This window comes from Pseudomonas sp. LBUM1666 (genome assembly GCF_059695775.1).
This window is the reverse complement of sequence record NZ_CP166789.1, coordinates 5,879,410-5,904,521: the sequence shown is the minus strand read 5'-3', so window position 1 is coordinate 5,904,521 and position 25,112 is coordinate 5,879,410. Positions and strand designations below refer to the sequence as shown.

23 protein-coding genes are annotated in these 25,112 nt (G+C 59.4%); 7 read left to right on the top strand and 16 right to left on the bottom strand.

Translation table 11 applies throughout. The features are described from left to right. The first annotated feature begins 13 nt into the window (after positions 1-13). Positions 14-526 carry a dihydrofolate reductase gene (locus tag ACA056_RS27285; RefSeq protein ID WP_497269101.1) on the top strand — a complete coding sequence of 171 codons (513 nt, stop codon included), beginning with the start codon at positions 14-16 and terminating at the stop codon, positions 524-526. A 117-nt stretch (positions 527-643) separates the two neighbouring features. Here the strand turns inward: ACA056_RS27285 and ACA056_RS27280 are convergent, their stop codons facing one another. Next, positions 644-2,035, bottom strand: a complete 1,392-nt coding sequence (locus ACA056_RS27280) for an L-cystine transporter (RefSeq protein WP_497269099.1) — start codon at positions 2,033-2,035, stop codon at positions 644-646. 241 nt (positions 2,036-2,276) lie between these two features. Between ACA056_RS27280 and ACA056_RS27275 the strand changes: the two genes are divergently transcribed. Next, entirely contained in the window at positions 2,277-3,344 is a 1,068-nt protein-coding gene (locus ACA056_RS27275) for an HAD family hydrolase (RefSeq protein ID WP_497269097.1), read from the top strand. A gap of 211 nt (positions 3,345-3,555) precedes the next feature. Here the strand turns inward: ACA056_RS27275 and ilvD are convergent, their stop codons facing one another. From ilvD to ACA056_RS27250, 5 genes are all read right to left on the bottom strand, one after another. Further along, positions 3,556-5,397 carry a dihydroxy-acid dehydratase gene (gene ilvD / locus ACA056_RS27270; RefSeq protein ID WP_497269095.1) on the bottom strand — a complete coding sequence of 614 codons (1,842 nt, stop codon included), beginning with the start codon at positions 5,395-5,397 and terminating at the stop codon, positions 3,556-3,558. A gap of 258 nt (positions 5,398-5,655) precedes the next feature. Then, on the bottom strand, positions 5,656-6,861 hold the full coding sequence (locus ACA056_RS27265; RefSeq protein WP_497269093.1) for a multidrug effflux MFS transporter: 1,206 nt from the start codon (positions 6,859-6,861) through the stop codon (positions 5,656-5,658). Then, positions 6,854-7,831: a diiron oxygenase gene (locus tag ACA056_RS27260; RefSeq protein WP_497269091.1), complete on the bottom strand. Its 978-nt coding sequence runs from the start codon at positions 7,829-7,831 to the stop codon at positions 6,854-6,856. Before ACA056_RS27260 ends, ACA056_RS27265 begins: the two co-directional genes overlap by 8 nt. Continuing rightward, a complete protein-coding gene (locus ACA056_RS27255; protein ID WP_497269089.1) occupies positions 7,828-8,907 on the bottom strand; it encodes a SagB family peptide dehydrogenase in 1,080 nt (359 codons plus the stop codon). The genes ACA056_RS27260 and ACA056_RS27255 overlap by 4 nt, the downstream gene beginning before the upstream one ends. A 424-nt stretch (positions 8,908-9,331) precedes the next feature. Beyond that, positions 9,332-10,528, bottom strand: a complete 1,197-nt coding sequence (locus tag ACA056_RS27250) for a class I SAM-dependent rRNA methyltransferase (RefSeq protein ID WP_046045202.1) — start codon at positions 10,526-10,528, stop codon at positions 9,332-9,334. A gap of 233 nt (positions 10,529-10,761) precedes the next feature. Here ACA056_RS27250 and ACA056_RS27245 point away from each other — a divergent pair, with 233 nt between their 5' ends. Genes ACA056_RS27245 through ACA056_RS27235 form a run of 3 tightly spaced genes read left to right on the top strand, consistent with a single transcriptional unit; the run spans position 10,762 to position 12,795 of the window. Then, entirely contained in the window at positions 10,762-11,577 is an 816-nt protein-coding gene (locus tag ACA056_RS27245; protein ID WP_497273605.1) for an HDOD domain-containing protein, read from the top strand. A 28-nt stretch (positions 11,578-11,605) separates the two neighbouring features. Further along, positions 11,606-12,418, top strand: coding sequence for a bifunctional DNA-formamidopyrimidine glycosylase/DNA-(apurinic or apyrimidinic site) lyase (gene mutM / locus ACA056_RS27240; protein ID WP_497269086.1), 813 nt, complete (start codon positions 11,606-11,608; stop codon positions 12,416-12,418). A gap of 53 nt (positions 12,419-12,471) precedes the next feature. After that, complete coding sequence (locus ACA056_RS27235) at positions 12,472-12,795, top strand: multidrug transporter (RefSeq protein WP_497269084.1); 324 nt, start codon at positions 12,472-12,474, stop codon at positions 12,793-12,795. Positions 12,796-12,937: 142 nt separating this feature from the next. Here the strand turns inward: ACA056_RS27235 and ACA056_RS27230 are convergent, their stop codons facing one another. From ACA056_RS27230 to ACA056_RS27210, 5 genes are all read right to left on the bottom strand, one after another. Further along, on the bottom strand, positions 12,938-13,189 hold the full coding sequence (locus ACA056_RS27230) for a YfhL family 4Fe-4S dicluster ferredoxin (protein WP_003195146.1): 252 nt from the start codon (positions 13,187-13,189) through the stop codon (positions 12,938-12,940). Between the two features lie 102 nt (positions 13,190-13,291). After that, positions 13,292-13,771: a pantetheine-phosphate adenylyltransferase gene (coaD, locus tag ACA056_RS27225; protein ID WP_008150570.1), complete on the bottom strand. Its 480-nt coding sequence runs from the start codon at positions 13,769-13,771 to the stop codon at positions 13,292-13,294. Positions 13,772-13,886: 115 nt separating this feature from the next. After that, the gene (locus ACA056_RS27220) at positions 13,887-15,482 is read right to left on the bottom strand and encodes a GMC family oxidoreductase (RefSeq protein WP_497269082.1); all 1,596 of its coding nucleotides are present in this window, start codon (positions 15,480-15,482) and stop codon (positions 13,887-13,889) included. Positions 15,483-15,626: 144 nt separating this feature from the next. Next, entirely contained in the window at positions 15,627-16,172 is a 546-nt protein-coding gene (locus ACA056_RS27215) for a twin-arginine translocation pathway signal protein (RefSeq protein ID WP_497269080.1), read from the bottom strand. Between the two features lie 28 nt (positions 16,173-16,200). Beyond that, entirely contained in the window at positions 16,201-17,631 is a 1,431-nt protein-coding gene (locus ACA056_RS27210; RefSeq protein ID WP_497269078.1) for a coniferyl aldehyde dehydrogenase, read from the bottom strand. Between the two features lie 146 nt (positions 17,632-17,777). Here ACA056_RS27210 and ACA056_RS27205 point away from each other — a divergent pair, with 146 nt between their 5' ends. Then, positions 17,778-18,449 carry a TetR/AcrR family transcriptional regulator gene (locus tag ACA056_RS27205; protein ID WP_497269076.1) on the top strand — a complete coding sequence of 224 codons (672 nt, stop codon included), beginning with the start codon at positions 17,778-17,780 and terminating at the stop codon, positions 18,447-18,449. Between the two features lie 44 nt (positions 18,450-18,493). After that, on the top strand, positions 18,494-19,348 hold the full coding sequence (locus ACA056_RS27200; protein ID WP_497269074.1) for a sulfurtransferase: 855 nt from the start codon (positions 18,494-18,496) through the stop codon (positions 19,346-19,348). Positions 19,349-19,472: 124 nt separating this feature from the next. Here the strand turns inward: ACA056_RS27200 and ACA056_RS27195 are convergent, their stop codons facing one another. The 5 genes from ACA056_RS27195 to ACA056_RS27175 all read right to left on the bottom strand — a co-directional run bounded on the left by ACA056_RS27195 (position 19,473) and on the right by ACA056_RS27175 (position 24,819). Further along, the gene (locus ACA056_RS27195) at positions 19,473-20,303 is read right to left on the bottom strand and encodes an AraC family transcriptional regulator (RefSeq protein WP_497269072.1); all 831 of its coding nucleotides are present in this window, start codon (positions 20,301-20,303) and stop codon (positions 19,473-19,475) included. 4 nt (positions 20,304-20,307) lie between these two features. Then, positions 20,308-21,306: a hydrolase gene (locus ACA056_RS27190; protein WP_497269070.1), complete on the bottom strand. Its 999-nt coding sequence runs from the start codon at positions 21,304-21,306 to the stop codon at positions 20,308-20,310. A 63-nt stretch (positions 21,307-21,369) separates the two neighbouring features. Continuing rightward, positions 21,370-21,981 carry a 16S rRNA (guanine(966)-N(2))-methyltransferase RsmD gene (rsmD, locus tag ACA056_RS27185; RefSeq protein ID WP_033060498.1) on the bottom strand — a complete coding sequence of 204 codons (612 nt, stop codon included), beginning with the start codon at positions 21,979-21,981 and terminating at the stop codon, positions 21,370-21,372. Then, positions 21,981-23,471: a M16 family metallopeptidase gene (locus ACA056_RS27180; RefSeq protein WP_497269067.1), complete on the bottom strand. Its 1,491-nt coding sequence runs from the start codon at positions 23,469-23,471 to the stop codon at positions 21,981-21,983. The genes rsmD and ACA056_RS27180 overlap by 1 nt, the downstream gene beginning before the upstream one ends. Then, the gene (locus ACA056_RS27175) at positions 23,464-24,819 is read right to left on the bottom strand and encodes a M16 family metallopeptidase (protein WP_140675083.1); all 1,356 of its coding nucleotides are present in this window, start codon (positions 24,817-24,819) and stop codon (positions 23,464-23,466) included. Before ACA056_RS27175 ends, ACA056_RS27180 begins: the two co-directional genes overlap by 8 nt. Positions 24,820-25,112: the final 293 nt, after the last annotated feature.

Sequence of the window (25,112 nt, the reverse complement as noted above, 5' to 3'; positions counted from 1 at the left end):
TATCCTCGCCGGCATGACTAAATCACTCCCCCTCAGCCTGATCGCAGCCCTCGGTGAAAACCGTGTGATCGGCGTCGACAACAGCATGCCCTGGCACTTGCCGGGGGACTTCAAATACTTCAAGGCCACGACCCTCGGCAAGCCGATCATCATGGGTCGCAAGACCTGGGATTCCCTCGGTCGTCCTTTGCCGGGCCGGTTGAACATCGTGGTCAGCCGTCAGGCGGATCTGCTGCTGGAAGGCGCGGAGGTTTATCCGTCGCTGGAGGCTGCAGTGGTTCGCGCTGAAGAGTGGGCGAAAGAGCAGGGCGTCGATGAGGTGATGCTGATTGGCGGGGCGCAGTTGTATGCGCAGGGGATGGCGCAGGCGGATCGGTTGTACCTGACGCGCGTGGCGCTGAGCCCGGATGGGGATGCGTGGTTTCCGGAGTTTGATTTGGGGCAGTGGAAACTGGTTTCCAACATCGAAAATCCGGCAGTCGATGACAAGCCAGCGTACAACTTCGAAGTCTGGGAAAAAGCCTAAAAGCATCGCCAGCAGGCTGGCTCCCACAGTGGGTTTGAGGTGAAACACAGATTGTGTGAACACCCCAAATCCCTGTGGGAGCCAGCCTGCTGGCGATAGCGGTCTTTCAGACGCCGATCAAGCGTGCGCCAACGCCGAATGCTCATCCGCGTCCAGCAATTCTTTATCCGTCTGCTGCATGATCTGGCTGGTAATCGCCCCGGCCGTGATCGAACCACTCACGTTCAACGCCGTACGGCCCATGTCGATCAGCGGCTCAACCGAAATCAGCAACGCCACCAGTGACACCGGCAAGCCCATCGCCGGCAACACGATCAACGCGGCAAACGTCGCGCCACCGCCCACGCCGGCCACGCCGGCCGAACTCAGCGTCACAATCGCCACCAGCGTCGCGATCCACAGCGGGTCCAGCGGGTTGATGCCCACGGTTGGCGCAACCATCACTGCCAACATCGCCGGGTACAGACCGGCACAGCCATTCTGGCCTATGGTCGCGCCGAACGACGCGGCGAAACTGGCGATGGATTGTGGAATTCCCAAACGGCTGGTCTGGGCTTCGATGCTCAGCGGAATAGTCGCGGCGCTGGAGCGGCTGGTGAAGGCAAATGTCAGCACCGGCCAAATCTTGCGGAAGAAGCGCAGCGGATTGATCCCGGCGGCCGACACCAGCAGGCCATGTACCACAAACATCAGGCCCAGGCCGATGTAGGAAACCACGACAAAACTGCCGAGCTTGATGATGTCCTGCAGGTTGGAGCCAGCGACCACTTTGGTCATCAGCGCCAATACGCCGTACGGGGTCAGCTTCATCACCAGTCGCACCAGACGCATCACCCAGGCTTGCAGGGTGTCGATAGCGTTGATCACTTTCTGACCTTTCTCGATGTCATCTTTCAGCAGTTGCAACGCCGCGACCCCAAGGAACGCAGCAAAAATCACCACGCTGATGATCGAGGTCGGCTTCGCGCGAGCGAGGTCGGCGAACGGGTTTTGCGGAATGAACGACAGCAGCAACTGCGGCACATTCAGATCGGCAACCTTGCCCGCGTAGTCAGTCTGGATGGTTTGCAGACGGGCCATTTCCTGAGTGCCAGCGACCAGGCCTTCAGCGGTGAGGCCGAACAGGTTGGTCAGGCCTATGCCTATCAGCGCCGCGATGGCGGTGGTGAACAGCAGCGTGCCAATGGTCAGAAAGCTGATCTTGCCCAGCGACGAGGCGTTGTGCAGACGGGCAACGGCGCTGAGGATCGAGGCGAACACCAGCGGGATCACGATCATTTGCAGCAACTGCACGTAACCGTTGCCCACCAGATCGAACCAGCCGATCGAGGCTTTCAGTACCGGGTTGCCGGCACCGTAAACGGTGTGCAGAGCCACACCGAACAACACGCCCAGCACCAACGCGAGCAGGACTTTTTTCGCCAGACTCCAGGTGGTGTGGCGGGTTTGCGCGAGGCCAAACAGTAATGCGAGGAACACCAGCAGATTGAGGATCAGCGGCAGATTCATGAGAACTCCGAAAGTGACTTGTGCCAGCCACCTTCCGGGGTAGCTGCGAACCGGCAAGCCTAACAGCTTGATTTCCAATGAATTAATATCAAAAACGTATGGATACCGTCGTTTTTGGAATAAGCCGATGTCGTTCTCAGGGATGCAGCTGGCGCAATAGGGACGTGAGCGGTCGCAGGCAGGCGAGGACTGTCACACATATTTGTTAGCGTCGATGTCTTTACATCAGGGAGAAACGCCAATGAAGCTTGCACCGAAAATTCTGGCTGCTGCGTTGGGATTGAGTTTGGGCCTTGGCCTCGTCGGTCAGGTCTTCGCCACGGATTTGAAACACTGGCCCGCCGATCAGGCCAAGGCGCTGGACGCGATGATTGCAGCCAATGCCAACAAAGGTAACTACGCGGTGTTCGACATGGACAACACCAGTTACCGCTACGACCTCGAAGAGTCGTTGTTGCCGTTCATGGAAAACAAGGGCCTGATCACTCGCGAGAAACTCGACCCCTCCCTGAAACTGATTCCGTTCAAAGACACCGCCGACCATAAGGAAAGCCTGTTCAGCTACTACTATCGCCTCTGCGAACTCGACGACATGGTGTGCTATCCATGGGTCGCGCAAGTGTTCTCCGGTTTCACCCTCCAGGAACTTAAAGGCTACGTCGATGAGCTGATGGCCTCAGGCAAACCAGTGCCGGCCACCTATTACGAAGGCGATGTGGTGAAGAATCTCGACGTCAACCCGCCGAAAATCTTCACCGGCCAGAAAGAGCTCTATAACAAGTTGATGGAGAACGGCATCGAGGTCTACGTGATGACCGCTGCCTCCGAAGAACTGGTGCGGATGGTCGCCGCCGATCCGAAGTACGGCTACAACGTGAAACCGCAGAACGTGATCGGCGTGACCACGCTGCTCAAGGACCGCAAGACCGGCGAGCTGACCACGGCGCGCAAACAGATCACCGCGGGCAAGTATGACGAGAAAGCAAACCTGGGCCTCGAACTGACCCCGTACCTGTGGACTCCGGCGACCTGGATGGCCGGCAAGCACGCGGCGATCCTGACCTACATCGATGAGTGGAAAAAACCGGTACTGGTTGGCGGCGATACCCCGACCAGCGACGGCTACATGCTGTTCCACGATGTCGACGTGGCCAAGGGCGGCATCCACTTGTGGATCAACCGCAAAGACAAGTACATGACCCAGATTAACGGCATGATGGCCAAGCACGCCGCGGCTCAGGCCAAGGAAGGGTTGCAGGTCACGGCGGACAAGAACTGGGTGATCGTCAAGCCTGAAGAGATTCAGTAAGCACCAAAAATCCAGTGTAGGAGTGAGCCGGCTCCGGGCGGCGTTCCGACGATAGCAGTGTGTCATTCACATTTATGTTGCCTGACACTCCGCTATCGTCGGAACGCCGCCCGGAGCCGGCTCACTCCTACAGTTGATCTCCAGTGTTTTGGGGATCGTGGAAAAAAGTGCCCCGCACTTGGCGGGGCATTTTTATTTCTGCGACTGACGCTTACAGCCCGTCGAGCATTGCCTTGTTACGCACGGCACCCTTGTCGGCGCTGGTCGCCAACAGAGCGTAGGCCTTCAGTGCGGTGGTCACCTTGCGTGGACGTTTTTCCACAGGCTTCCAGCCTTTCTGATCCTGCTCGGCACGACGGCCGGCCATTTCTTCATCGCTAATCAACAGGTTGATCGAGCGGTTCGGAATGTCAATCAGCACTTTGTCGCCATCCTGCACCAGACCAATCGCGCCGCCCGCCGCCGCTTCTGGCGAAGCGTGGCCGATGGACAGGCCCGATGTGCCGCCGGAGAAACGACCGTCGGTGAGCAGGGCGCAATCTTTGCCCAGGCCTTTTGATTTCAGGTACGACGTCGGGTACAGCATTTCCTGCATGCCCGGGCCGCCTTTCGGGCCTTCGTAACGGATGATCACGATGTCGCCGGCCTTCACTTCGTCAGCGAGGATGCCGCGTACGGCGCTGTCCTGGCTTTCGAAGATCTTCGCGTTGCCTTCGAAGACGTGGATCGATTCGTCGACGCCGGCGGTTTTCACCACGCAGCCGTCCAGCGCGATGTTGCCGTACAGAACGGCCAAGCCGCCTTCTTTCGAGTAGGCGTGTTCGACGCTACGGATGCAGCCGTTTTCACGGTCGTCGTCCAGGGTTTCCCAACGGGTCGACTGGCTGAACGCGGTTTGCGTCGGGATGCCCGCAGGACCGGCCTTGAAGAAGTGATGCACCGCTTCGTCGTTGGTCTGGGTGATGTCCCACTTGGCGATGCCTTCGGCAAGGGTTTTGCTGTGCACGGTCGGCAGGTCGGTGTGCAGCAGACCGCCACGGGCCAGCGAGCCGAGGATGCTGAAGATCCCGCCGGCACGGTGTACGTCTTCCATGTGGTACTTCTGGATGTTCGGCGCAACTTTGCACAACTGCGGCACGTGGCGGGAGAGACGGTCGATGTCGCGCAGGTCGAAATCGATCTCGGCTTCCTGGGCCGCAGCCAGCAAGTGCAGGATGGTGTTGGTGGAACCGCCCATCGCGATGTCCAGCGTCATGGCGTTTTCGAACGCCTTGAAGTTGGCAATGTTGCGCGGCAATACCGACTCATCGTTGTCGCCGTAGTAACGCTTGCACAGCTCGACGATGGTGCGGCCGGCCTGCAGGAACAGCTGTTCGCGGTCGCTGTGGGTCGCGAGAGTCGAACCGTTGCCCGGCAATGCCAGACCGAGGGCTTCGACCAGGCAGTTCATCGAGTTGGCGGTGAACATGCCGGAGCATGAACCGCAGGTCGGGCAGGCGCTGCGCTCGTACTCAGCGACTTTCTCGTCAGAAGCGCTGGAGTCGGCGGCGATGACCATGGCGTCGACGAGGTCGAGACCGTGGCTGGCCAGTTTGGTCTTGCCGGCTTCCATCGGGCCGCCGGAAACGAAGATCACCGGGATGTTCAGGCGCAGGGCAGCCATCAGCATGCCTGGAGTGATCTTGTCGCAGTTGGAGATGCAGACGATGGCGTCGGCGCAGTGGGCGTTGACCATGTACTCGACGGAGTCGGCGATGATCTCGCGGCTCGGCAGCGAATACAGCATGCCGTCGTGGCCCATGGCGATGCCGTCATCCACGGCAATGGTGTTGAATTCTTTCGCTACACCACCGGCGCGTTCGATTTCGCGGGCGACCAGTTGGCCCAGGTCCTTGAGGTGGACGTGGCCCGGTACGAACTGGGTGAAGGAGTTGGAAATGGCGATGATCGGCTTTTTGAAGTCGTCATCTTTCATCCCCGTGGCGCGCCACAGTGCGCGGGCGCCGGCCATGTTGCGGCCATGGGTGGATGTTTTCGAGCGGTAATCAGGCATGAAGCACTCCGGGCGGCTAATCAGGTATCAAAAGGGAAGTGAGCTTCTATTGACGTCTGGAACACTCAGAAATGGCCGTGTGTCCGGAAGTTGCCGATAACTTTGCGGGATCGCCGCGCGCTTCAGCTTGAGCTCATAAACCCGCCGGGGGATGACTGGCGATGAATGTCGCGATTCTACACGGCTGGCGTCAGGAGGGAATGCCGGGAAGTGTTGATCCAGTACTGACACAACGTACGGGATGACGATCGGCAGGTATCAGCCGCTACTCAGCGCCTGATGCCGACGTGTGATCAGCGCATTGAGGGAAACACCGGTGGTGCTCAGTACGAGGAAACTCACTGCCAGGGTCGTTTGCAGATGGGTTCCACTCAGGTTGATCAGGGCGCTGGTCAGCCCGCCGAAGATGAAGACCAGCGTGTTCCCGGCCGACGCCGACGTGCCGGCCATATCCGGAAACACCTCCATCGCCTTGGAGGTGGCGACAGGGCGCGCGATGGTGGTACCGGCGGTGCAGATGATCATCGGAATCAGCACCGTCAGGGTTGAAAGTCCCAGCAGGTTTGAGAGCAAGAGCATCACCAGTCCCGAAATGAAGATCAGGCCCAGGCCGACGACTATCTGTCTATCGGCCGTGATCCGCCCGGCGAGGACTCGAGCGACAATGCCGCCGATGATGTAGGCCGCGCCATACAGCAGCAGTGTCAGGGAAAACTCGTAGGCCGAAAGCTGCAACTGCTCCATGAAGATCAGGGGCGAGATGACAATGAAGGAAAAGTGGCAGGTGAAGGCGATTGCGGCGATCAGCCAATAGACGAGGAAACCCGCATCGCGACAGACGCGCCGGTAGGACTGAAGAATGCTTCGGCGCGGGGTTGTGGCGGTGTGCCGGTTTTCAAGAAAGAAGCAGGCCTTAAGGAACACGGCGGCGGCGAGGGCAATAAAGACAATGAAGCTTGCAGGCCAGTCCAGTGCCTGTTGCAACAGGGTCCCAGCCAGTGGCGAGACGGAAATGAAGATCCCGCTGGCGGTGACCATCAGAATCCGCAGTTGATCCCGCTCCTTGCCGTCGAACAGGTCCTGAACGAGCGCCTGCGAGAGCACGAAGCAACCGCAGCCGATGGCCTGCACCACCCGGAACATCAGGAACCAGGCGTAGTCGGTGGACAGCACGCAACCTGTCGCACCGACTATCGAGACCGCCATTCCCGCCAGCAGCAGACTTTTGCGCCCGATGACATCCGAGAGCGGCCCGACCAGTAGTTGGGAAAGTGCGATCCCGATGGCAAACAGGCTGATGGAAAACGCGATGTCGCCTGGCGTGGTCCGGAAGTGTTCCGCCAGCGCCGGGAACGATGGCAGTAGGACATCGAGAGGGAAGACCCCGAGCATCACCATGGTCATTAATAGGGTGATCGCAGAGCGGCGGTGTTTGACACTGACCGCAGATTTTCCTTCATCCATCGACAAGTCCTGCCTGTGCGAAGAGCTGCTGGTTAAAAGGCAGGTCGAAAAAACCTGCCTTTTCCATTGCCTGTAGCGTCGCGCCTGCACCTGATCGGGCGCGCTGTAGGCAGGCTTGCGGGCCGGTAAGGGCACTGAGGATTTCTGCGACGCAATTCTCCCTGAGGCCCACGCTGTTCAGGCTTTCCTTCAGCCATCGCTCATCGACCTCAAAGAAAATCAGGAGGATGTCCACCAGCAGCTTCGCGGCGAACGTGCGTTGGCTGCTGTTCAGGGTCAGCCACAGATAATGGAACACTTCGCAAAAGTAACGACTGTGACGGGCCTCGTCGGTGAGGTGGTCCCTGAGCATTTCCTGGACGCTGGACACCAGCTCGTTGCGGCAAACCTCGAGCAGTTCCCTGGCGATGATGGTCTCGGACACGAAGCCGACGAGAAACCAGGCCAGCGCCTTATGCCTCTCTGGGCTGTGGTCAATCAGGGTGTTCAGTCGGGTAATGCGGTGCGGTATCACCGGGCGTTGGGTCATGCCGTAGAGGTCGGCTATCTGCTCGGCGAGACTATTGGAGAACAGCGCGTGATAACCCTCATCGGTATAGAGCTGGAGGGCGGCCGTTTTCATCCGTCGGGGGATGGACGCACCGAGCTCATCGTGGACGATGGTTTCCACGGCGCGGTTGACGATTCGATGTTCGAGCCGGGTGGTGTAGTCGAGGAAATACACCAGATGGTTGGCCGATAAACGATGGGTGATCGCACTGCCGGCTGCATCGATTTCCGGGTGATTCAGGTAGGGCAGGAAGGCGGGCGGGAACCAGTGTCGTGTTTCCAGTTGCCGTTCCAGATCTGATGGCAATTGATAGGTGTGCTCGCTGGTTCGTACCGAGGCTCTGGTGTTCCAGTCGCCGAGGGTGAAGCGCTGGGCCCAGGCGTCGGGCAGGGACAGGTCGTCTGTGCGGGGCTCGGTCATTGTTGTGAGCCTCGGCTACTTAGCAGTGCTTTTAATTCCTTGCACATCACTTGTCCGTCACTCTGGCCGCAACCCACAAAAAACAACGTTTGTTCGGCGCTGTCCTCGATCCCCAGCAACGTTTCGACCTGATCGTCGGCCAACGCACCGGTCAGCCAGGTGCTGAACCCAAGTGCGGTGGCCACCAGTTGAAAGGTCTGGGAAATATGACCTGCCTCGACGTAAGCCATTCGGTAGGCCCGCGAGTGTTCATATTTCCACCACAGTTTGTCGAAGCGAGCGGTGATAAACAGGCCGACTGGCAGGTTGTTGATGAAATGCTGCCCACACAGCAACTGGCCCAAGGGCGAGTCAGGCACCGGATTGACGAAGCTCAACGCATGTTCGTCGGGGTGGTAGGCGTAGAGCCCGGGATTCAGGCCGCTGACGTTCTGAACATGAAGAAAACCTTCGCAGGCATTCAGCCCTCCACCGGATGGACTGCTACGCCGGGCGCCGAGACCTTCAGCGATGGTTTCGTCGATGTCGTTGTCGCGCTCACGTAGATAGCCAAGGGACAAATACAAAAGAGTGCCCACATCGTTGAGAGAAACCCCTTCACCCGTGAAGGAGCGACAGGTCTTTCGGTCGATCAACGTCTTTGCAAGTGCGCTTTGCGGCAGACAGGAAGGTTGGGGCAGGGCAATCCGCTCGCTTGTCGGGCGTTCTGTGAGTCTGACCTCCGGGGCAGGGGTGGCCAGTACTTCGGTGCAATGGTCCAGATAGTGTCTCGACCATTCATTAATATCTTGGGGGACATATTCACAAGGAATGTTCTTGGTGCCGATATGAAATATCTTCGACAGTTCATCCCAACCCCATTCAAGGGTGTCTTGTGTTGATGTTGTGAGTATTCCCGCGTTCAGGAGTTGCGTGTCTATTATGTTGTTGTCATCGAACTTTTCAGGGTTGTCGATAAGATGTGCGAGACGGGTTGAATATTCAATATTCAATTCGAACTGTTTGTGGTTCTTGTAATCCCAGACTATTTGGTCGGGCGTGCGAGGAAGTATGAATATATAAGGGTTTATCTGCATGATTGGCGACTCACTCTGGTCTTTGCCATAGAAAACGCTGGGTAGCCGGCACTCCCCAGCGTTTCATTTACTTAGCGGACTTTTGGCGCAACCAGAAAAGCCAGGTTAGCGATTTTGTTGGTTTCCAGAGTAATTGCTTTCATGTTTTGAACTCCTTGTAATTGATAGTGAGTGTCACTCCTTTGTGACGACTTAATCATAGTTTGTAATGAGTTCTTATCAAGGGGAGATTGGGTAGGAATGTTCCAGTAATTTTGTCGGATTGATCTGAGGGCTGGATGAATATTGTAAGTTCTGTCCGCTAAAATAAAAGACAAAGCGAAACGTCCTGCAAGTCATTAAGACCGCTGGAGTAGGAAGTTGGAGGGTTCAATAACAGATAACAGAACGGGGAGCCGGCTGGCTCCCCGTCAAACCGGCGTAATCAGCTGTTTGGCAGCAGACGGCAGGTGATGCTCTTGATGTAGCGGGTTTCGGCGATGGCCGGGTGAACCGGGTGATCCGGGCCCTGACCGCCGCGCTCCAGCATCTGGATGTTGCGGTCCAGGTGACGGGCGCTGGTCAGCAGGATGTTCTGCAGATCGTCCTCGGGCAGGTGCATCGAGCACGAAGCGCTGACCAGGATGCCGTCCTTGCTGAGCAAACGCATGGCTTGCTCGTTCAGGCGACGGTAGGCGCCTTCACCGTTCTTCATGTCTTTCTTGCGTTTGATGAACGCCGGAGGGTCGGCAACGATCACGTCGAAACGCTCTTCGCTGGCTTTCAGCTCTTTCAGGGCTTCGAACACGTCGCCTTCAATGCAGGTCATTTTGTCGGCGAAGCCGTTCAGCGCGGCGTTGCGCTCGACGCCGTCGAGGGCGAAGGCGGACGCATCGACGCAGAACACTTCACTGGCGCCGAACGCAGCCGCTTGCACGCCCCAGCCACCGATGTAGCTGTACAGGTCCAGCACGCGTTTGCCTTTGGCATAAGGTGCCAGGCGTGCGCGGTTCATGCGATGGTCGTAGAACCAGCCGGTTTTCTGTCCCTGGATGACGGGTGCTTCGAATTTCACGCCGTTTTCTTCCAGGGCAACCCACTCCGGCACCAGGCCGAACACGGTTTCGACGTAGCGGTTGAGGCCTTCGGCATCACGGGCAGCGGAGTCGTTCTTGAACAGAATGCCGCTAGGCTTGATCACTTGGGTCAGCGCTGCGATCACGTCTTCTTTATGGGCTTCCATGGTGGCCGAAGCGATCTGTACCACCAGGATGTCGCCGAAACGGTCGACTACCAGACCTGGCAACAGGTCGGAATCGCCGTAGACCAGGCGATAGAACGGCTTGTCGAACAAGCGATCGCGCAGGGACAGGGCGACGTTCAGGCGATGCACCAGCAGCGACTTGTCCAGCGGCAACTTGATGTCGCGCGACAAGAGGCGGGCGCAGATCAGGTTGTTCGGGCTCATGGCAACGATGCCCAGCGGCTTGCCGCCAGCGGCTTCGAGGATCGCCTGGTCGCCGGCCTTGAAGCCGTGCAACGGGGTGGCGGCTACATCGATTTCGTTGCTGTAGACCCACAAGTGGCCGTTTCGCAGGCGACGGTCGGCGTTGGCTTTGAGGCGCAGGCTAGGCAGGGACATGACGTCGCTCCGGAAAAAAGAGCGGGAGTATAGCGTGTTGCGCACGGCCACGGTTTGGCGGATGGACATGCGGTGAGGAGGGGCCGGCATTTGATGAAACTTCAGGCGATGGATCGGCCAGGGTGTCGGATCCAACTTTATAAGGGTTAGAATCGCCGCCTGTCCCAGAGTGTGTACTTATGTCCCCAGAGCTGACTACCGAACAGATTCAACAGTCCCTGCAAGGCATCAGCGTGCCGGCCCAGCCGCAGATCATGGTGGATTTGCAGATGGAACAGTACATGCCCGATCCGGATCTGGAGGTGATCGCGAAGCTGATCTCCCAGGACCCTGGCCTCTCTGGGGCCTTGTTGAAAATCGTCAACTCGCCGTATTACGGCTTGAGCAACAAGATCGCCTCGATTCAGCGTGCAGTGAATCTGCTGGGCAGCCGCTCGATCATCAACCTGATCAACGCGCAGTCGATCAAGGGCGAGATGAACGACGACACCATCGTTACCTTGAATCGTTTCTGGGATACCGCTCAGGACGTGGCGATGACCTGCCTGACCCTGGCCAAGCGCATCGGCGCCCAGGCCGGCGATGAAGCGTACGCCTTGGGTCTGTTCCATGACTGCGGCGTGCCGCTGATGCTCCAGCGCTTCCCCAACTACATGACCGTTCTGGAAGAGGCCTACGCCAGTGCCAGCGCCGAATGTCGGGTGGTGGACACTGAGAATCGGGTGTTCAATACCAATCATGCGGTGGTGGGTTATTACACCGCCAAATCCTGGCGCCTGCCCGAGCATGTCACCGCCGCCATCGCTAATCACCACAATGCGTTGGCGATCTTCAGCGATGAGTCGTCGCGCAACAGTCAGCTGAAAAACTTGCTGGCGATCCTGAAAATGGCCGAGCACATTTGTGCGTCCTTCCGGGTGCTGGGCAGCCAGCGTGATGACCACGAGTGGAACAGCATTGCACCGCTGGTTCTCGATTATGTCGGTCTCTCGGACTACGACTTCGAGACCCTCAAACAAACGATTCGTGACCTTGGCGCTCACCGCTGAGCGTTGCACAGCCTGATTCGAGAGCACCATGCCGGAACTGCCTGAAGTCGAAACCACCCGCCGCGGAATTGCGCCGCACCTGGAGGGCCAGCGCGTCAGCCGGGTGATCGTGCGTGAGCGACGCTTGCGCTGGCCCATTCCCGAAGACCTGGATGTGCGGCTGTCGGGCCAGCGCATCGTGCTGGTGGAGCGACGCGCGAAGTACCTGCTGATCAATGCCGAAGTCGGCACGCTGATCAGCCATTTGGGCATGTCGGGAAATCTGCGTCTGGTGGAAATCGGCACGCCGGTGGCCAAGCATGAGCATGTGGACATCGAACTGGAATCCGGCCTGGCCTTGCGTTACACCGACCCGCGACGGTTTGGCGCGATGCTCTGGAGCCTCGACCCGCTCAACCACGAATTGTTGATTCGCCTGGGGCCGGAGCCGTTGACCGACCTGTTCGACGGCGAGCGCTTGTTCCAGCAGTCCCGCGGGCGATCCATGGCGGTCAAACCGTTCATCATGGACAACGCGGTGGTGGTTGGCGTGGGCAATATCTACGCAACCGAAGCGTTATTCGCCGCCGGTATCGACCCGCGTCGTGAGGCCAAAAGCATCTCTCGAGGGCGTTATCTGAAATTGGCGATCGAGATCAAACGCATCCTCGCTGCCGCAATCGAGCGCGGCGGCACCACACTGCGCGACTTTATCGGCGGTGACGGTCAGCCGGGTTATTTCCAGCAGGAACTGTTCGTGTACGGCCGTAGCGGTGCGCCCTGCAAGGTCTGTGGCACGGAGTTGCGGGAAGTGAAGCTTGGGCAGCGCGCCAGCGTCTTTTGCCCGCGCTGTCAGAGCTGACACGCCCAGGGTCTATAGTCAGTGTTCTGACTGCCTAACCCAAGGACCGTGCCATGAATCTGTTTCGAACCGTTGTCGTCGTTTTGCTGCTGAGCGTCGGTGCGCCAGCGCTGGCAGCAAACACGGGCAGCGGCGACCCGCGTTACACCATCCAGAATCCCCCGGCGTACGCCATGATCGGCGATTTGCTGATTGCCCGACCTTTGCTGGTCGTGGCGACGGTGATTGGTGCCGGAGTGTTTGTGGTGTCGTTGCCGTTTACCGCATTGGGTGGCGGCGTCGGCGATGCGGGGCAGGCGTTGGTGGTCGACCCGGCGAAAGCGGCGTTCGTGCGGTGTCTGGGGTGTATCGGAGAAGGGTTTGAACAGCGGGAATGAAGTCAGTTACATCTTTGGTGTGGCTGATGGCCTCATCGCGAGCAAGCTCGCTCCCACATTGGATTTGTGATCGACGCAAATCCCCTGTGGGAGCGAGCTTGCTCGCGATGAGGCCCGTACAAACGCTACAAAACTATCTGAATCAAGCCTTGCCAGTAATCTTCCGGTACTTCTCCATCAGCTGCTCTTCAGTCTCCGGATGCGCCTCGTCCAGCGGAATGCAATCCACCGGGCACACTTGCTGGCACTGAGGTTCATCGTAGTGGCCGACGCACTGGGTGCACAGGTTTGGGTCGATCACGTAGATCTCTTCGCCCTGGGAGATGGCGGCGTTCGGACACTCGGGTTCGCAGACGTCGCAGTTGATGCAATCGTCGGTGATGATCAGGGACATGCTAACTCCAGCCAGGGCGGAAGGCCCGGGCGCAATAAACCAATGCGCACAATTGTGCCGCATTGGCGCCCGCAGTGCACGCGGGCGCCGCTTGAGCGGTTGTTACTTCTTGAAGCGCTCGTTCAGGGCGTCCGCCACCGCAGGGTGAACGAACTTGGTGATATCGCCGCCCAGGGCTGCGATTTCACGCACTAGCGTCGAGGAAATGTACGAATAACGCTCGGACGGGGTAAGAAACAGACTTTCCACATCCGGCGCCAGCTGACGGTTCATGTTGGCCAGCTGGAATTCGTATTCGAAGTCCGACACCGCGCGCAAACCACGCAGGAACACGTTGGCGTTCTTCTCTTTGGCGAAATGCGCCAGCAACGTCGAGAAGCCGACGACTTCAACGTTGGGTAGATGTTTAGTGACCTCGCGGGCCAGCGCCACACGCTGTTCCAGGGGAAACAACGGGTTTTTCTTCGGGCTGGCGGCGACGGCGATGATCACATGATCGAACAGGCGCGCGGCGCGTTCGACCAGATCGCCATGGCCCTTGGTAATAGGGTCGAAGGTACCTGGGTACAACACTCGGTTCATCGCGTCGTCCTGGCGGGAGTCCGTTGGGGAGTCGGATGGTATCGCAGCCTTCCCGGTCGGCCAAGTCGCCTTTTGGGTAAGAAAGCACTATAGACGATTGGAATATTCTCCATTTTCATGGGTTTTTCAAACGTTCGGCCAAAGAAGTTGCCAACTGCGCTGTCAGCCCGTAGACCGACAATTGCGGGTTTGCGCCAATGCTGGTGGGGAACAGCGAGCCGTCATGAATCGACAGATTGCCTAACTGATGATGCCGGCCGAGGCTGTCGGTCACGGCGTTTTTCGGGTCTTCACCCATGGCACAACCGCCCATCACATGGGCGCTGCCCAGGCGTGTGCGATACAGCTCAAGGCTCAGGCCGTCGATCAGCGTGCGCGCTTCGGCCAGGGTTTTCACGTAGCGAGCATCGGCGTGCATTGGCATCACCGCATTTGCACCGCCCGCGAACTGGATCTCGGCCATGCTGTGGAACGCCCGACGCAATCCATCCCAGGCATAGGGTGAAACCTGATAATCGAGCACCGGCGTGCCGTCACCGCGCAACTCGACGCTGCCGCCGGGGCTGTCCGGGTGAAAGCCGTCCCGCAGCAACGCCAACATGGCGTGGGTGTGGGGCAGGTTTTCCATGTGCCGGGCGTTTTCCTGGCCGAAACCGCCGAGCAGGGTCGTGGCCAGCGCCGGATGCAGCGGTGGCACTTCGAGTTTGTAAGACATTTTTCCGGTGGTGCCGTCCTGCCATTGGAAATGGTCCGAATAGATCGACTGTGGTGCGCCGTAGAACGGGTTGATGACCTCGTCGAACAGCCCAGCCGACATGTTCACCAAGTGTAGAAAAGTCCGTTTGCCCAGCCGTTTGTGCGGATCCGGCGCCTCGGAGCGCATAAGCAGCGCCGGGCTGTTGATCCCGCCACCGGCCAGCACGTAATGCCGTGCCTTGACCGTGATCGTGTGTCCGGTAGGCGCGACGCAACGGTCGTCCATCGCTACGCAGTGCAAGCCTGTGACCTTGTCGCCGCTGATCAAGAGCTTTTCGGCGCGAGCCAGATAGAGCAACTCCCCACCTTTTTCCAGGGTCGCGGGGATGGTCGTGACCAGCATCGATTGCTTGGCGTTGGTCGGGCAACCCATGCCGCAGTAGCCAAGGTTCCAACAGCCACGCACGTTGCGCGGGATCACATGCCAGGCGTAACCGAGTTTTTCACAGCCTTTGCGGATCACATCGTTGTTGGCGTTGGGCGGGATCATCCAGGGGGCGACGCCCAGGCGTTGTTCCATTTTCTCGAACCACGGCGCCATCTCGGCCGGCGTGTGGCCTTTGACGTCGTGTTCCTTGGCCCAGTGGTCGAGGGTCGGGTCCGGCGTGCGAAAGCTTGAGGTCCAGTTGATCAGCGTGGTGCCGCCCACCGCCCGGCCCTGAAGGATGGTGATCGCGCCGTCCTTGCTCATGCGGCCGATACCTTCTTGATAGAGGCTGGTGTAGGCCTGGTCTTCGAGCATCTTGAAGTCGCTGCTGGTTTTGAGCGGGCCTTCCTCTATCAGCAATACCTTGTAGCCCGCGGCGCTGAGGATTTCGGCGGTGGTGCCGCCGCCCGCGCCACTGCCGATAATCGCCACGTCCGCTTCGAGGGTCAGGTCCTGGGTCAGTTGTGAACCGTTATAGGTTTTCCAGCCACGGGCCAGGCCTTCGCGGAACGGATCGGGTACGGGCATCTTCAGGGTCTCTTTTTATTATTTGGAAGAAGTAGTGAGGCGACTGACGCCATCGTCGGATCGCCGCCCGGAGCAAGCTCGCTCCCACATTGACCGCGTAAACCCTGTGGGAGCGAGCTTGCTCGCGATAGGGTCAACTCGGTCTTAAACCGTTGGCGGCCCGGGATACCCGCAATGCGCCCACGATTCAGTGCGGCTGTACCACGCCATCATCACCAGTTGCAGCAGCGAGCTGTGCCCCATACGCAGCAAGCTCAGCGAACTGTTTTCCCAACGATCAAGGAAGTGCCGAATCTCATCAGCACTGGCATTTTCCCAACTGCCCCAGATCCCGGTCAGTGGCCCGCGGGTGATGCTCATTCCCAGCACATCGAATAACTGTCGGGTCAGCTTGAGCATTTCCGGCGACAGATGATTCAGACCGTTATCCAGGCAGTGCAGGGTTTCACCGACGGCCGTCGGCATTTTTTCGACGGCTACAGCGCCGTCGAGCATCACCGGAATCAGTGCCCGCAGAAACAGCAAATCACCGCTGCGCAGAATCGCGAAACCGCTGGCCGGAATGCTCGATGAGCAGCCGCTGAGGCTCGCGCCCAAACCGGCGGTGGCGAGAAAAGCGCTGGCACCCAGGCTGAACTTAAGCAAGCCGCGCCGTGACAGCGCGGGTGTGTCGGACAGAGTTGGGCTCATTATTGTTATTACCCGAAGGGGATGATCGTTAGCGGATAAACAGCTTCTGAATCAGCTTCTGAATGGATTTTCCGTACGGCGGGTAGATCAATTTCGCCGCATTGAACCGCTGTTTGATCAGCACACCTTTGGCTTTGCTGAAGGTCAGGAAACCTTCGTGGCCGTGGTAATGGCCCATGCCCGAGGCGCCGATCCCGCCGAATGGCATATCGTCCTGAGCGACGTGCAGCAGGGTGTCGTTCAGGCACACGCCGCCGGAATGGGTTTCGTGAAGTACGCGGTGTTGCTCACGCTTGTCATAGCCAAAGTAATACAGGGCCAGCGGACGAGGTCGTTCATTGATGTAGGCAAAGGCCTGATCCAGATCCTTGTACGGAACGATCGGCAACAGCGGGCCGAAGATTTCGTCCTGCATCACCATCATGTCGTTGCTGACGTTGAGCAGCAGGCTGTGGCTCATGCGGCGCCCCTGGCCCTTGTCGAACAACGGAATCAGCAGCGCGCCCTTGCTGGTTGCGTCGCTGATGTAGCCGTTGAGGCGCGCCAATTGCCGGTCATTGATGATCGCGGTGTAGTCCGGGTTGTCGGTCAGGGTCGGATAAAACCCGCGAACCGCCTGACGATAGGCTTCGACGAAAGCCCCGACGCGATCTTCCGGCACCAGCACATAGTCCGGGGCCACGCAGGTCTGTCCGGCGTTGAGCGTCTTGCCGAAGGCGATACGTTCGGCAGCGTCCTTGAGCGGCACGTCGCGCGACACGATGGCCGGGGATTTGCCGCCGAGTTCGAGGGTCACCGGAGTCAGGTTTTCGGCCGCCGCACGCATCACGTGTTTGCCGATGCTGGTGGCGCCAGTGAACAGCAGGTGATCGAAACGCAATCTGGAGAACGCTACACCGATATCGGCTTCGCCCAGTACCACGCAGACGAGGTCTTGCGGGAAGATTCGGCCCAGCAGTTCCTTGAGCAACAAACCGGTGGCGGGGGTCGATTCGCTGAGCTTGAGCATCACCCGATTGCCTGCCGACAACGCGCCCACCAACGGCCCGATGGCCAGATACAGCGGGTAGTTCCACGGCACGATCACCCCGACCACACCCAGCGGTTGATAAACGACTTTGGCCGCCGCGGGTTGAAAGGCAACCCCGACCTTGCGCTTCGACGCCTTCATCCAGCCTTTGAGGTGCTGACTGGCGTAGTGAATGCCGTGCAGGCTGGGCATCAGTTCGGCGAGCAGGGTTTCATCGGCGCTGCGATGGCTGAAATCCTGGCTGATGGCATCGATCAGTGCCTGGCGCTCATTGCTCAACAGGTCTCGCAGGGCTTTTAGCCATTGCTGGCGCTGGGCGGCGGGCGGCATCGGGTTGGCGGCATACGCCGCGCGTTGGGCGTCGAACAGGGTCTGGAGCTCTTCCAAGGGCTGCTGAAGGTTCTGCAGGTAGGCGATGTCAGCAGTCATGGTCGGCTCCGGATTTATTGTAATGAGGGACTTTTTAGAGTCTATGCTCTATAAAGTCAAATGACATCCTGGTGCAGCTTTGTTTTATCCACTCGCGGATAGGTCGTAAGATGCCCGTCAACGCATTCTGAATTAAAGCCCAAGCCATGGCCCCTCGGATCAAAACCAGCGAGCGCATCGTGCAGAACAGCCTGGAGCTGTTCAATCAGCAGGGTGAGCGCAGCATCAGCACCAACCACATTGCTGCCCACATGGAAATTTCCCCGGGCAACCTGTACTACCACTTCCCCAACAAGCAGGCGATTATCGCCGTGCTGTTCAGTGAGTACGAAAGCCTGGTGGACAGCTTCCTGCACCCGCCCCAAGGCCGTGCCGCGACGGTTGAAGACAAGCGCTTCTACCTTCAGGAATTGCTGGCCGCCATGTGGCGCTACCGGTTTTTGCACCGCGATCTGGAACATTTGCTCGACAGTGATCCAGAGCTGGCCGCCCGCTATCGGCGCTTTTCCCAACGCTGTCTGATCCATGGCACGCACATCTACGCGGGCTTCGTCGAGGCCGGCATCCTGCAAATGGACAAGGTTCAGATCGAATCCCTGACGCTCAATGCCTGGATCATCCTGACGTCCTGGGTGCGTTTCCTGTGCACTACACGTGAAAATTCCAATCACCTAAGCGAACAGGCCATTAAACGTGGCGTGTATCAGGTGCTGGTGCTTGAGGCCGGTTTTGTCACGGATCAGTCTCGCTCCGCGGTGAATGCGCTGTTCGAGGAGTTTTACGTGCCGCTGGCCCAAGCGCTGGAAGAAGTGGGATAAAAAGTGCAGTAGGATCAGACATCGCCCAATCACAGGAGCCCGTTATGCCCATTGCGCAACTGATCAGCCCGCAAGCGTTGGACCTGAAAAAGGAGCAGCCGGGGCTGGTGATTCTGGATTGTCGTTTTGCCCTCGAAGAGCCGGATTACGGTCAGCGCAGCTATGCCGAAGGGCATATTGCCGGGTCGAGCTTTGCCGATCTTGAGCGTGATTTGAGCGGGACAGTGATCAAGGGGGTGACCGGGCGGCATCCGTTGCCTGAACCTGAAGACTTGATCGAACGTCTGCAAGCCTGGGGCGTCAACGCCGACAGCGATGTGATTTTGTACGACGACGGTCCGGGTGCCTACGCGGCGCGGGCCTGGTGGTTACTGGCCTGGCTGGGCAAACGTGACGGCGTGTTTATTCTGGATGGCGGGCTCAAGGCCTGGCACGCGGCCGGTTTGCCCCTGAGTCTTGATGCGCCGCAGATTGAACGCGGCACCTTCACGGGGACGCCGGACAACGCGCTGATCTTGAGCGCCGAACAGCTCCAGCAACGTCTCGGCCAGCCCGCGCTGACCCTGCTTGATGCCCGCGGCTTGCCGCGTTTCAAGGGCGAAGTAGAACCGATCGACCCGATTGCCGGACACATCCCCGGCGCGCAATGCGCGGCGTTCACCGACAACCTGGGCAGCGACGGGCGTTTTTTGCCGGCCGATCAGCTCAAGCAGCGTTTTGCCGCGAAGCTCGGTGATCGTTCGCCGACCGATCTGGTGGCGTATTGCGGTTCTGGCGTGACGGCCTGTCACAACCTGTTTGCGTTGTGTCTGGCGGGTTATCCATTGGGTTCGTTGTATGCCGGTTCATGGAGCGAGTGGATCAACGATCCTGCGCGGGGCGTTGCCAAGGGCGAGTAAACACAAACCCCTGTGGGAGCGAGCTTGCTCGCGATAGCGGACTGTCAGTCAACATCATTGTTGAATTTGATTGCCCCATCGCGAGCAAGCTCGCTCCCACATGGGTATTAGGTGCTTTGAGATATCACCGTAGGCGGGCGCTGCGATACGCGCCCGGCCCGACGCCGTAAACCTGCTTGAACTGCCGACTCAGATGGCTCTGGTCAGCAAACCCCAGCTGCGTCGCCACTTCCAGTGGCAAGCAACCATTCTGTAACAGCACTCGCGCCCGAGCGATGCGTTGCTGCATCAGCCAGGTGTGCGGCGGCATGCCGGTGGCGCGGCGGAACACCCGGGCGAAGTGGAAGGGCGAAAGATTGACCGCCGCTGCCAGTTCTTCCAGCGAGGGCGGCGTCGCCAACTGTGCATGCAGCAAATCCTTAGCCAGCGTCACCGCGCGGTGTTCCTTGCCCGGCTTGCCTGCAATCGGCACGGCCGCGTGGCGTTGCAGCAGCGACAACATCATTTCCCGCCAGACCGTTTGTTGTTGCAAGGCGGTGGACGGACTTTCCAGTAGACGATGCAGTTGGCAGAAACCCTTCACCAGATCCGGATCGCGATACAGCGTCGCGCCGAATGCCGGCAAGTTGTTGGTCGGTAGTTCCAGCTCCGCCAACAGCGACAGAATCTGACCGCTGTCGGGATAGAACGCCCGATACAACCAACCATCCTCCGTGCCTTTATGGCCGGTGTGCAGTTCGTCCGGATTGATCAGCACCAGCGTGCCGCTGCCCGCCAGGTGTTCGGCACCGCGATAACGATAGCGCTGGGCGCCCGCCATGATCATGCCGATCACGTAACCGTCATGCACATGTGGCGCGAAACGGTGTTCGATGTAGCGCGCGGACAATAACTCGACGCCGGCCAACGGCGCTGTTTGCCAGAATCGGATCGACTCGCCCTGATCGACGTCCATGGCCTTACTGACGACCCACGGCAGTCAGCCATTGCGGGATGCGGCGTTCCAGGTAGTAACCCGGTTGCCTGAACGAACCATCGACGAAGCCGACATGCCCACCCCTGGTCTGTAACTCGAATTGAGTGCAGGCGGACAATTCGTCGGCGTGCGGCAGGCTATGAGGAAATATAAACGGGTCATCGGCCGCTTGAATGATCAGGGTTGGCGTACGAATTTCGCCAAGGAAATAGCGACTTGAGGCGCGGTCATAGTAATCCTTGGCATCGACAAAACCGTTCAGCGGCGCGGTGACTCGGCCATCGAAATCCCAGAACGTGCGCATGTTCTCCAGCGAGCCCAGCGCGGCCAATGCCGCCAGACCATCCTCGCGCCCGTCATGCTGGAACTGTCGCTGCTTGTTCTTGATGTAGGCCACCATCTCCCGCATGAAATGCGCCTGATAGACCTTGGAGAAACCCTGGCCGATACGGTCGGCGCATTGATCGAGACGAAACGGCACCGACACCGCCACCGCACCGACCACGCCACTGTTGCTGCCGGATTCGCCCAAGTGCTTGAGCAACACATTGCCGCCCAGGGAATAGCCGACCGCATACAACGGCGCGAGCGGTCGTTGGGCCTTCAGGTGTTTGATGGTTTCGGCCAGGTCTTCACTGGCGCCGGAATGGTAGCTACGTGGCAGCAGATTTGGCTCGCCCGAACAGCCACGCCAGTTCAGTGCGACGCTGGCCCAACCTTGGGCACCCAGTACTTTCTGCACCCCGGCCACGTAAGGCGAATTTGAAGAGCCGGTCAGGCCGTGCAACACCAGTACCAGTGGCGCCTCGGCGCTGTGCGGGCCATGCCAGTCGAGATCGAGAAAGTCGCCATCCTCAAGCCACAAGCGTTCGCGCTGGCGTTCGATGTGCGTGGTTTTGCGCCACAGCGGTCCCCACAAGGTTTGCAAGTGCGGGTTGCCGAGGCCGAAGGCGGGGGTGAAGCGTTCTGGCGTTTGGGGCACGATGGTTCTCGATGCAGCGGTGCGAGCCTCGCTTGAGGCGCGCACCTTTTTCAGGCCGGTTGATTAACCGGCAATCTCTGCCATACGTTGCCACAACGCGTAATACACCCGCCCGGATTTCTGCTCCCGGTGCAGGCGCCAGTTGCCTGGTAAGCCAAGGCTCGATGGCGCATTCTCGCTTTCAGTGTAGATCCAGGCTTCATCGGCCAGCCACTGACGTTCTTCAAGCAATGCGCAAACGCCCGGCAACAGGTTCTGGTTGAACGGCGGATCGAGGAACACCAGGTCGTAAGCAGTCGCTGTCTGGGTTTCCAGGTAGCGCAGGGCATCGGCGGTCTGAATCTGGCCGGTGGTGCAGCGCAGCGTGCCCAGATGTTCCTTGATGCTGGCGACCGCGATGTTACTGGCATCCAGCGCCTGACCCATGGCCGCGCCACGGGACAAGGCTTCAAGGAACAACGCGCCGCTGCCGGCGAACGGGTCCAGAACCTTGGCGCCAGCGACATAAGGCGCGAGCCAGTTGAACAGGGTTTCACGCACCCGGTCCGGGGTAGGGCGCAGGCCCGGGGCATCCGGGAAGCTCAGCTTCCGGCTGCCCCATTCGCCGCCGATAATGCGCAGCTGGTTCACGCCGTTGTGTACGTTGTGAACGGGTTTTTTAGGACGAGTGGCCATTAATGCTCCGGAACCCCGAGCGGTTGCTCGGCAGGTTTATCAGTTGGGGCCGGTAACGGCTTTTGCGGCACGGTCGGGCCAGCGCTGACGATGACCATTTTGTCCGTGCTCAAGTGTTTGTTCAGTGCGGTTTTGACCTGCTCGACCGTCAGGCTCTGGGACTCGCGCATAAAGTCATCCAGATAACTCAGCGGCAGGTTGTAGAAACCCATGGCGCCGAGTTGGCCGACGATATCGGCGTTGCTGGCGGTGGACAGCGGGAAGCTGCCGGCCAGTTCACGCTTGGCGTCGTCGAGTTCTTTCTGGGTCGGGCCGGTTTTAAGGTAGTCGGCGAGCACATCCTGCACCAGTTTCAACGTACCTTCGCTCATCTCGGCGCGGGTTTGCAGGTTGATCATGAACGGACCGCGAGCCTGCATCGGGGAAAAGCCCGAATACACGCCGTAAGCCAGGCCGCGCTTCTCGCGCACTTCGCTCATCAACCGTGTGCCGAAGCCACCGCCGCCAAGAATCTGGTTGCCCAAGGACAGTGCCGCATAGTCCGGGTCGTCACGGTCGATGCCCAATTGCGCGAGCATCAGGTTGGTCTGCTTGGACGGAAACTCGATGTGGCCGATGCTGGCTTTCGGTTCCTCCGGTTGCGGGATTTTCGCCAGCTCCGGGCCTTTTGGCAGCGCGCTGGAGACTTGCGAAGCAATCGCCTCCGCCTCGGCACGAGACAGGTCGCCCACCAACGCAATCACCACGTTGCCAGCCGCATAGGCCTTCTCATGGAACGCGCGCATCTGCGCCACGGTAATCGCCGGAACGGTTTTCGCCGTGCCGTCGCTGGAGTGCGCGTACGGGTGATCGCCGTACAGACGGTTCATCAGCTCCAGGCTCGCGAGTTTGCCGGGGTTCTGCTTCTGGTACTCGAAACCGGCGAGCATCTGGTTCTTGATGCGCGCAAAGGAATCGGCCGGGAAGGTCGGTTTGCCGACGACTTCAGAGAACAACTTCAGGGCCGGTTCGCGTTTGTCCGCGGCACTGAGGCTGCGCAGGGAAGCCAGTGCCATGTCTTTAAATGCGCCGTTGCCAAAGTCTGCGCCCAGGCCTTCGAAGCCCTGAGCGATGGCGCCGACATCTTTGCCGGCCACACCTTCGTTGAGCATGGCGTTGGTCAGCACGGAGAGGCCAGGTGCGTCGCCGTCCTGGCTGCTGCCGGCGGCGAAGATCAGGCGCATGTCGAACATCGGCAGCTCCCGGGCTTCAACGAACAGCACCTTGGCGCCCTCAGCGGTTTTCCAGGTCTGCACGTCCAGGGTGCGGTGGCTTGGCGCTTTGCCGTCGAGTTCGGCCAGTGATTGCAGTTTCTGGCTGGCCTTGGCCTTGTCGAGGGCTTCGCTGGCCTTGGATTCGTCGGTCTTTGAAAAGTAAAACGCGGCAGACCCGATCAATGCGACGGCGATCAGGCCCATCAGGACCAGGCGCGGTTTTTTACGCTCACTCATGAGTCGTCTCCTCTGGCAATACATGGGCGACGCTGAGACGTTCGCGGGTGAAATACAGCTTGGCGGCTTTCTGGATGTCTTGCGGGGTCACGCTTTCCAGCTCTGCGAGTTCGGTGTCCATCAGCTTCCAGGACAGGCCGACGGTTTCCAGTTGGCCAATAGCGGTGGCCTGGCTGGTGATCGAGTCACGCTCGTAAACCAGGCCGGCGATGACCTGCGCGCGGACGCGTTCCAGTTCTTCTGCGGACGGCGCGGTGGTTTTCAGCTGTTCGAGCAGCTTCCACAGGCCAGCTTCAGCCTGAGCCATGGTTTTCTTCTTCTGGGTATTGGGCGTTGCCGACAAGGTGAACAGGCTGTCGCCCCGGGTGTAGGCGTCGTAACTCGACGAACCGCCGGACACCAGCTCTTCGCCGCGCTCCAGTTGCGTTGGGATACGGCCGCTGTAGCCGCCGTCGAGCAAGGCGGAGATCAGGCGCAAGGCATTGACCGAGCGTTTGTCTTCAGCGGTGGCGATGCTCGGCACGTTGAAGCCCAGCATCAGGCTTGGCAGTTGAGTCTGCACGTGCAGGGTGATCTGCCGTTCGCCGGGTTCGGCCAGTTCCAGCGGGATTTTCGCCGGTGGCACATCACGTTTGGCGATCGGGCCGAAATAGCGTTGGGCCAGGGTTTTCACCTCGTCCGGGGTCACGTCGCCGACCACCACCAACGTGGCGTTGTTTGGCACGTACCAGGATTGGTACCAGTGGCGCAGCTCTTCGACTTTCATGCGGTCCAGGTCAGCCATCCAGCCGATGGTCGGCGTGTGGTAACCGCTGGCCGGGTAGGCCATGGCCTTGAAGCGTTCGTAGGCCTTGGACATCGGCTTGTCGTCGGTGCGCAGGCGACGTTCTTCTTTAATGACTTCGATCTCGCGGGCGAACTCGTCGGCCGGCAGGCGCAGGCTGGCCATGCGGTCGGCTTCCAGCTCGAAGGCCACACCCAGACGGTCGCGGGCCAGCACCTGGTAATACGCCGTGAAGTCATCGCTGGTGAACGCGTTCTCTTCGGCGCCGAGGTCGCGCAGGATCAGCGACGCTTCGCCGGGCCCGACTTTCTCGCTGCCCTTGAACATCATGTGTTCCAGTGCGTGGGACAAACCGGTCTGACCCGGCGTCTCGTAGCTTGAGCCGACCTTGTACCAGACTTGGGAAACCACCACTGGCGCACGATGGTCTTCGCGCACGACGACCTTCAGGCCGTTATCGAGGGTGAATTCGTGTGTGGGTTGTGGATCGGCAGCCAGGGCCGAGAGGGGCAGACAAACTGTGCTGAGCAGCAGGCCTGCAGCGCGGCGGGCTAGAGCATTCATTCGTTTTTAAACCTTTGGGGCTGCCCGCTTGGTCTTAGCGTCGGCGGGCGAGAGGGTGCTAGGATACTGATCCGTTTTACTGGCGGCCACGCCTATCAGGCCTTTGATCGGTCAGCAGGTTGTTTGGGTTTACGGCTAAAGCTTTGAGTTTGTCAGCTAAACTCTGCGTTTTCGCCGACGATGCCGTTCCAGTCCTTCGTATTAGTCGACCTTTGAGGTGCTGTTTGTACCTCGACAAAATGTTGCGCATGAACAAGCTGGGTCAATCGCAGTCTGTTCTGCATCGAATATTT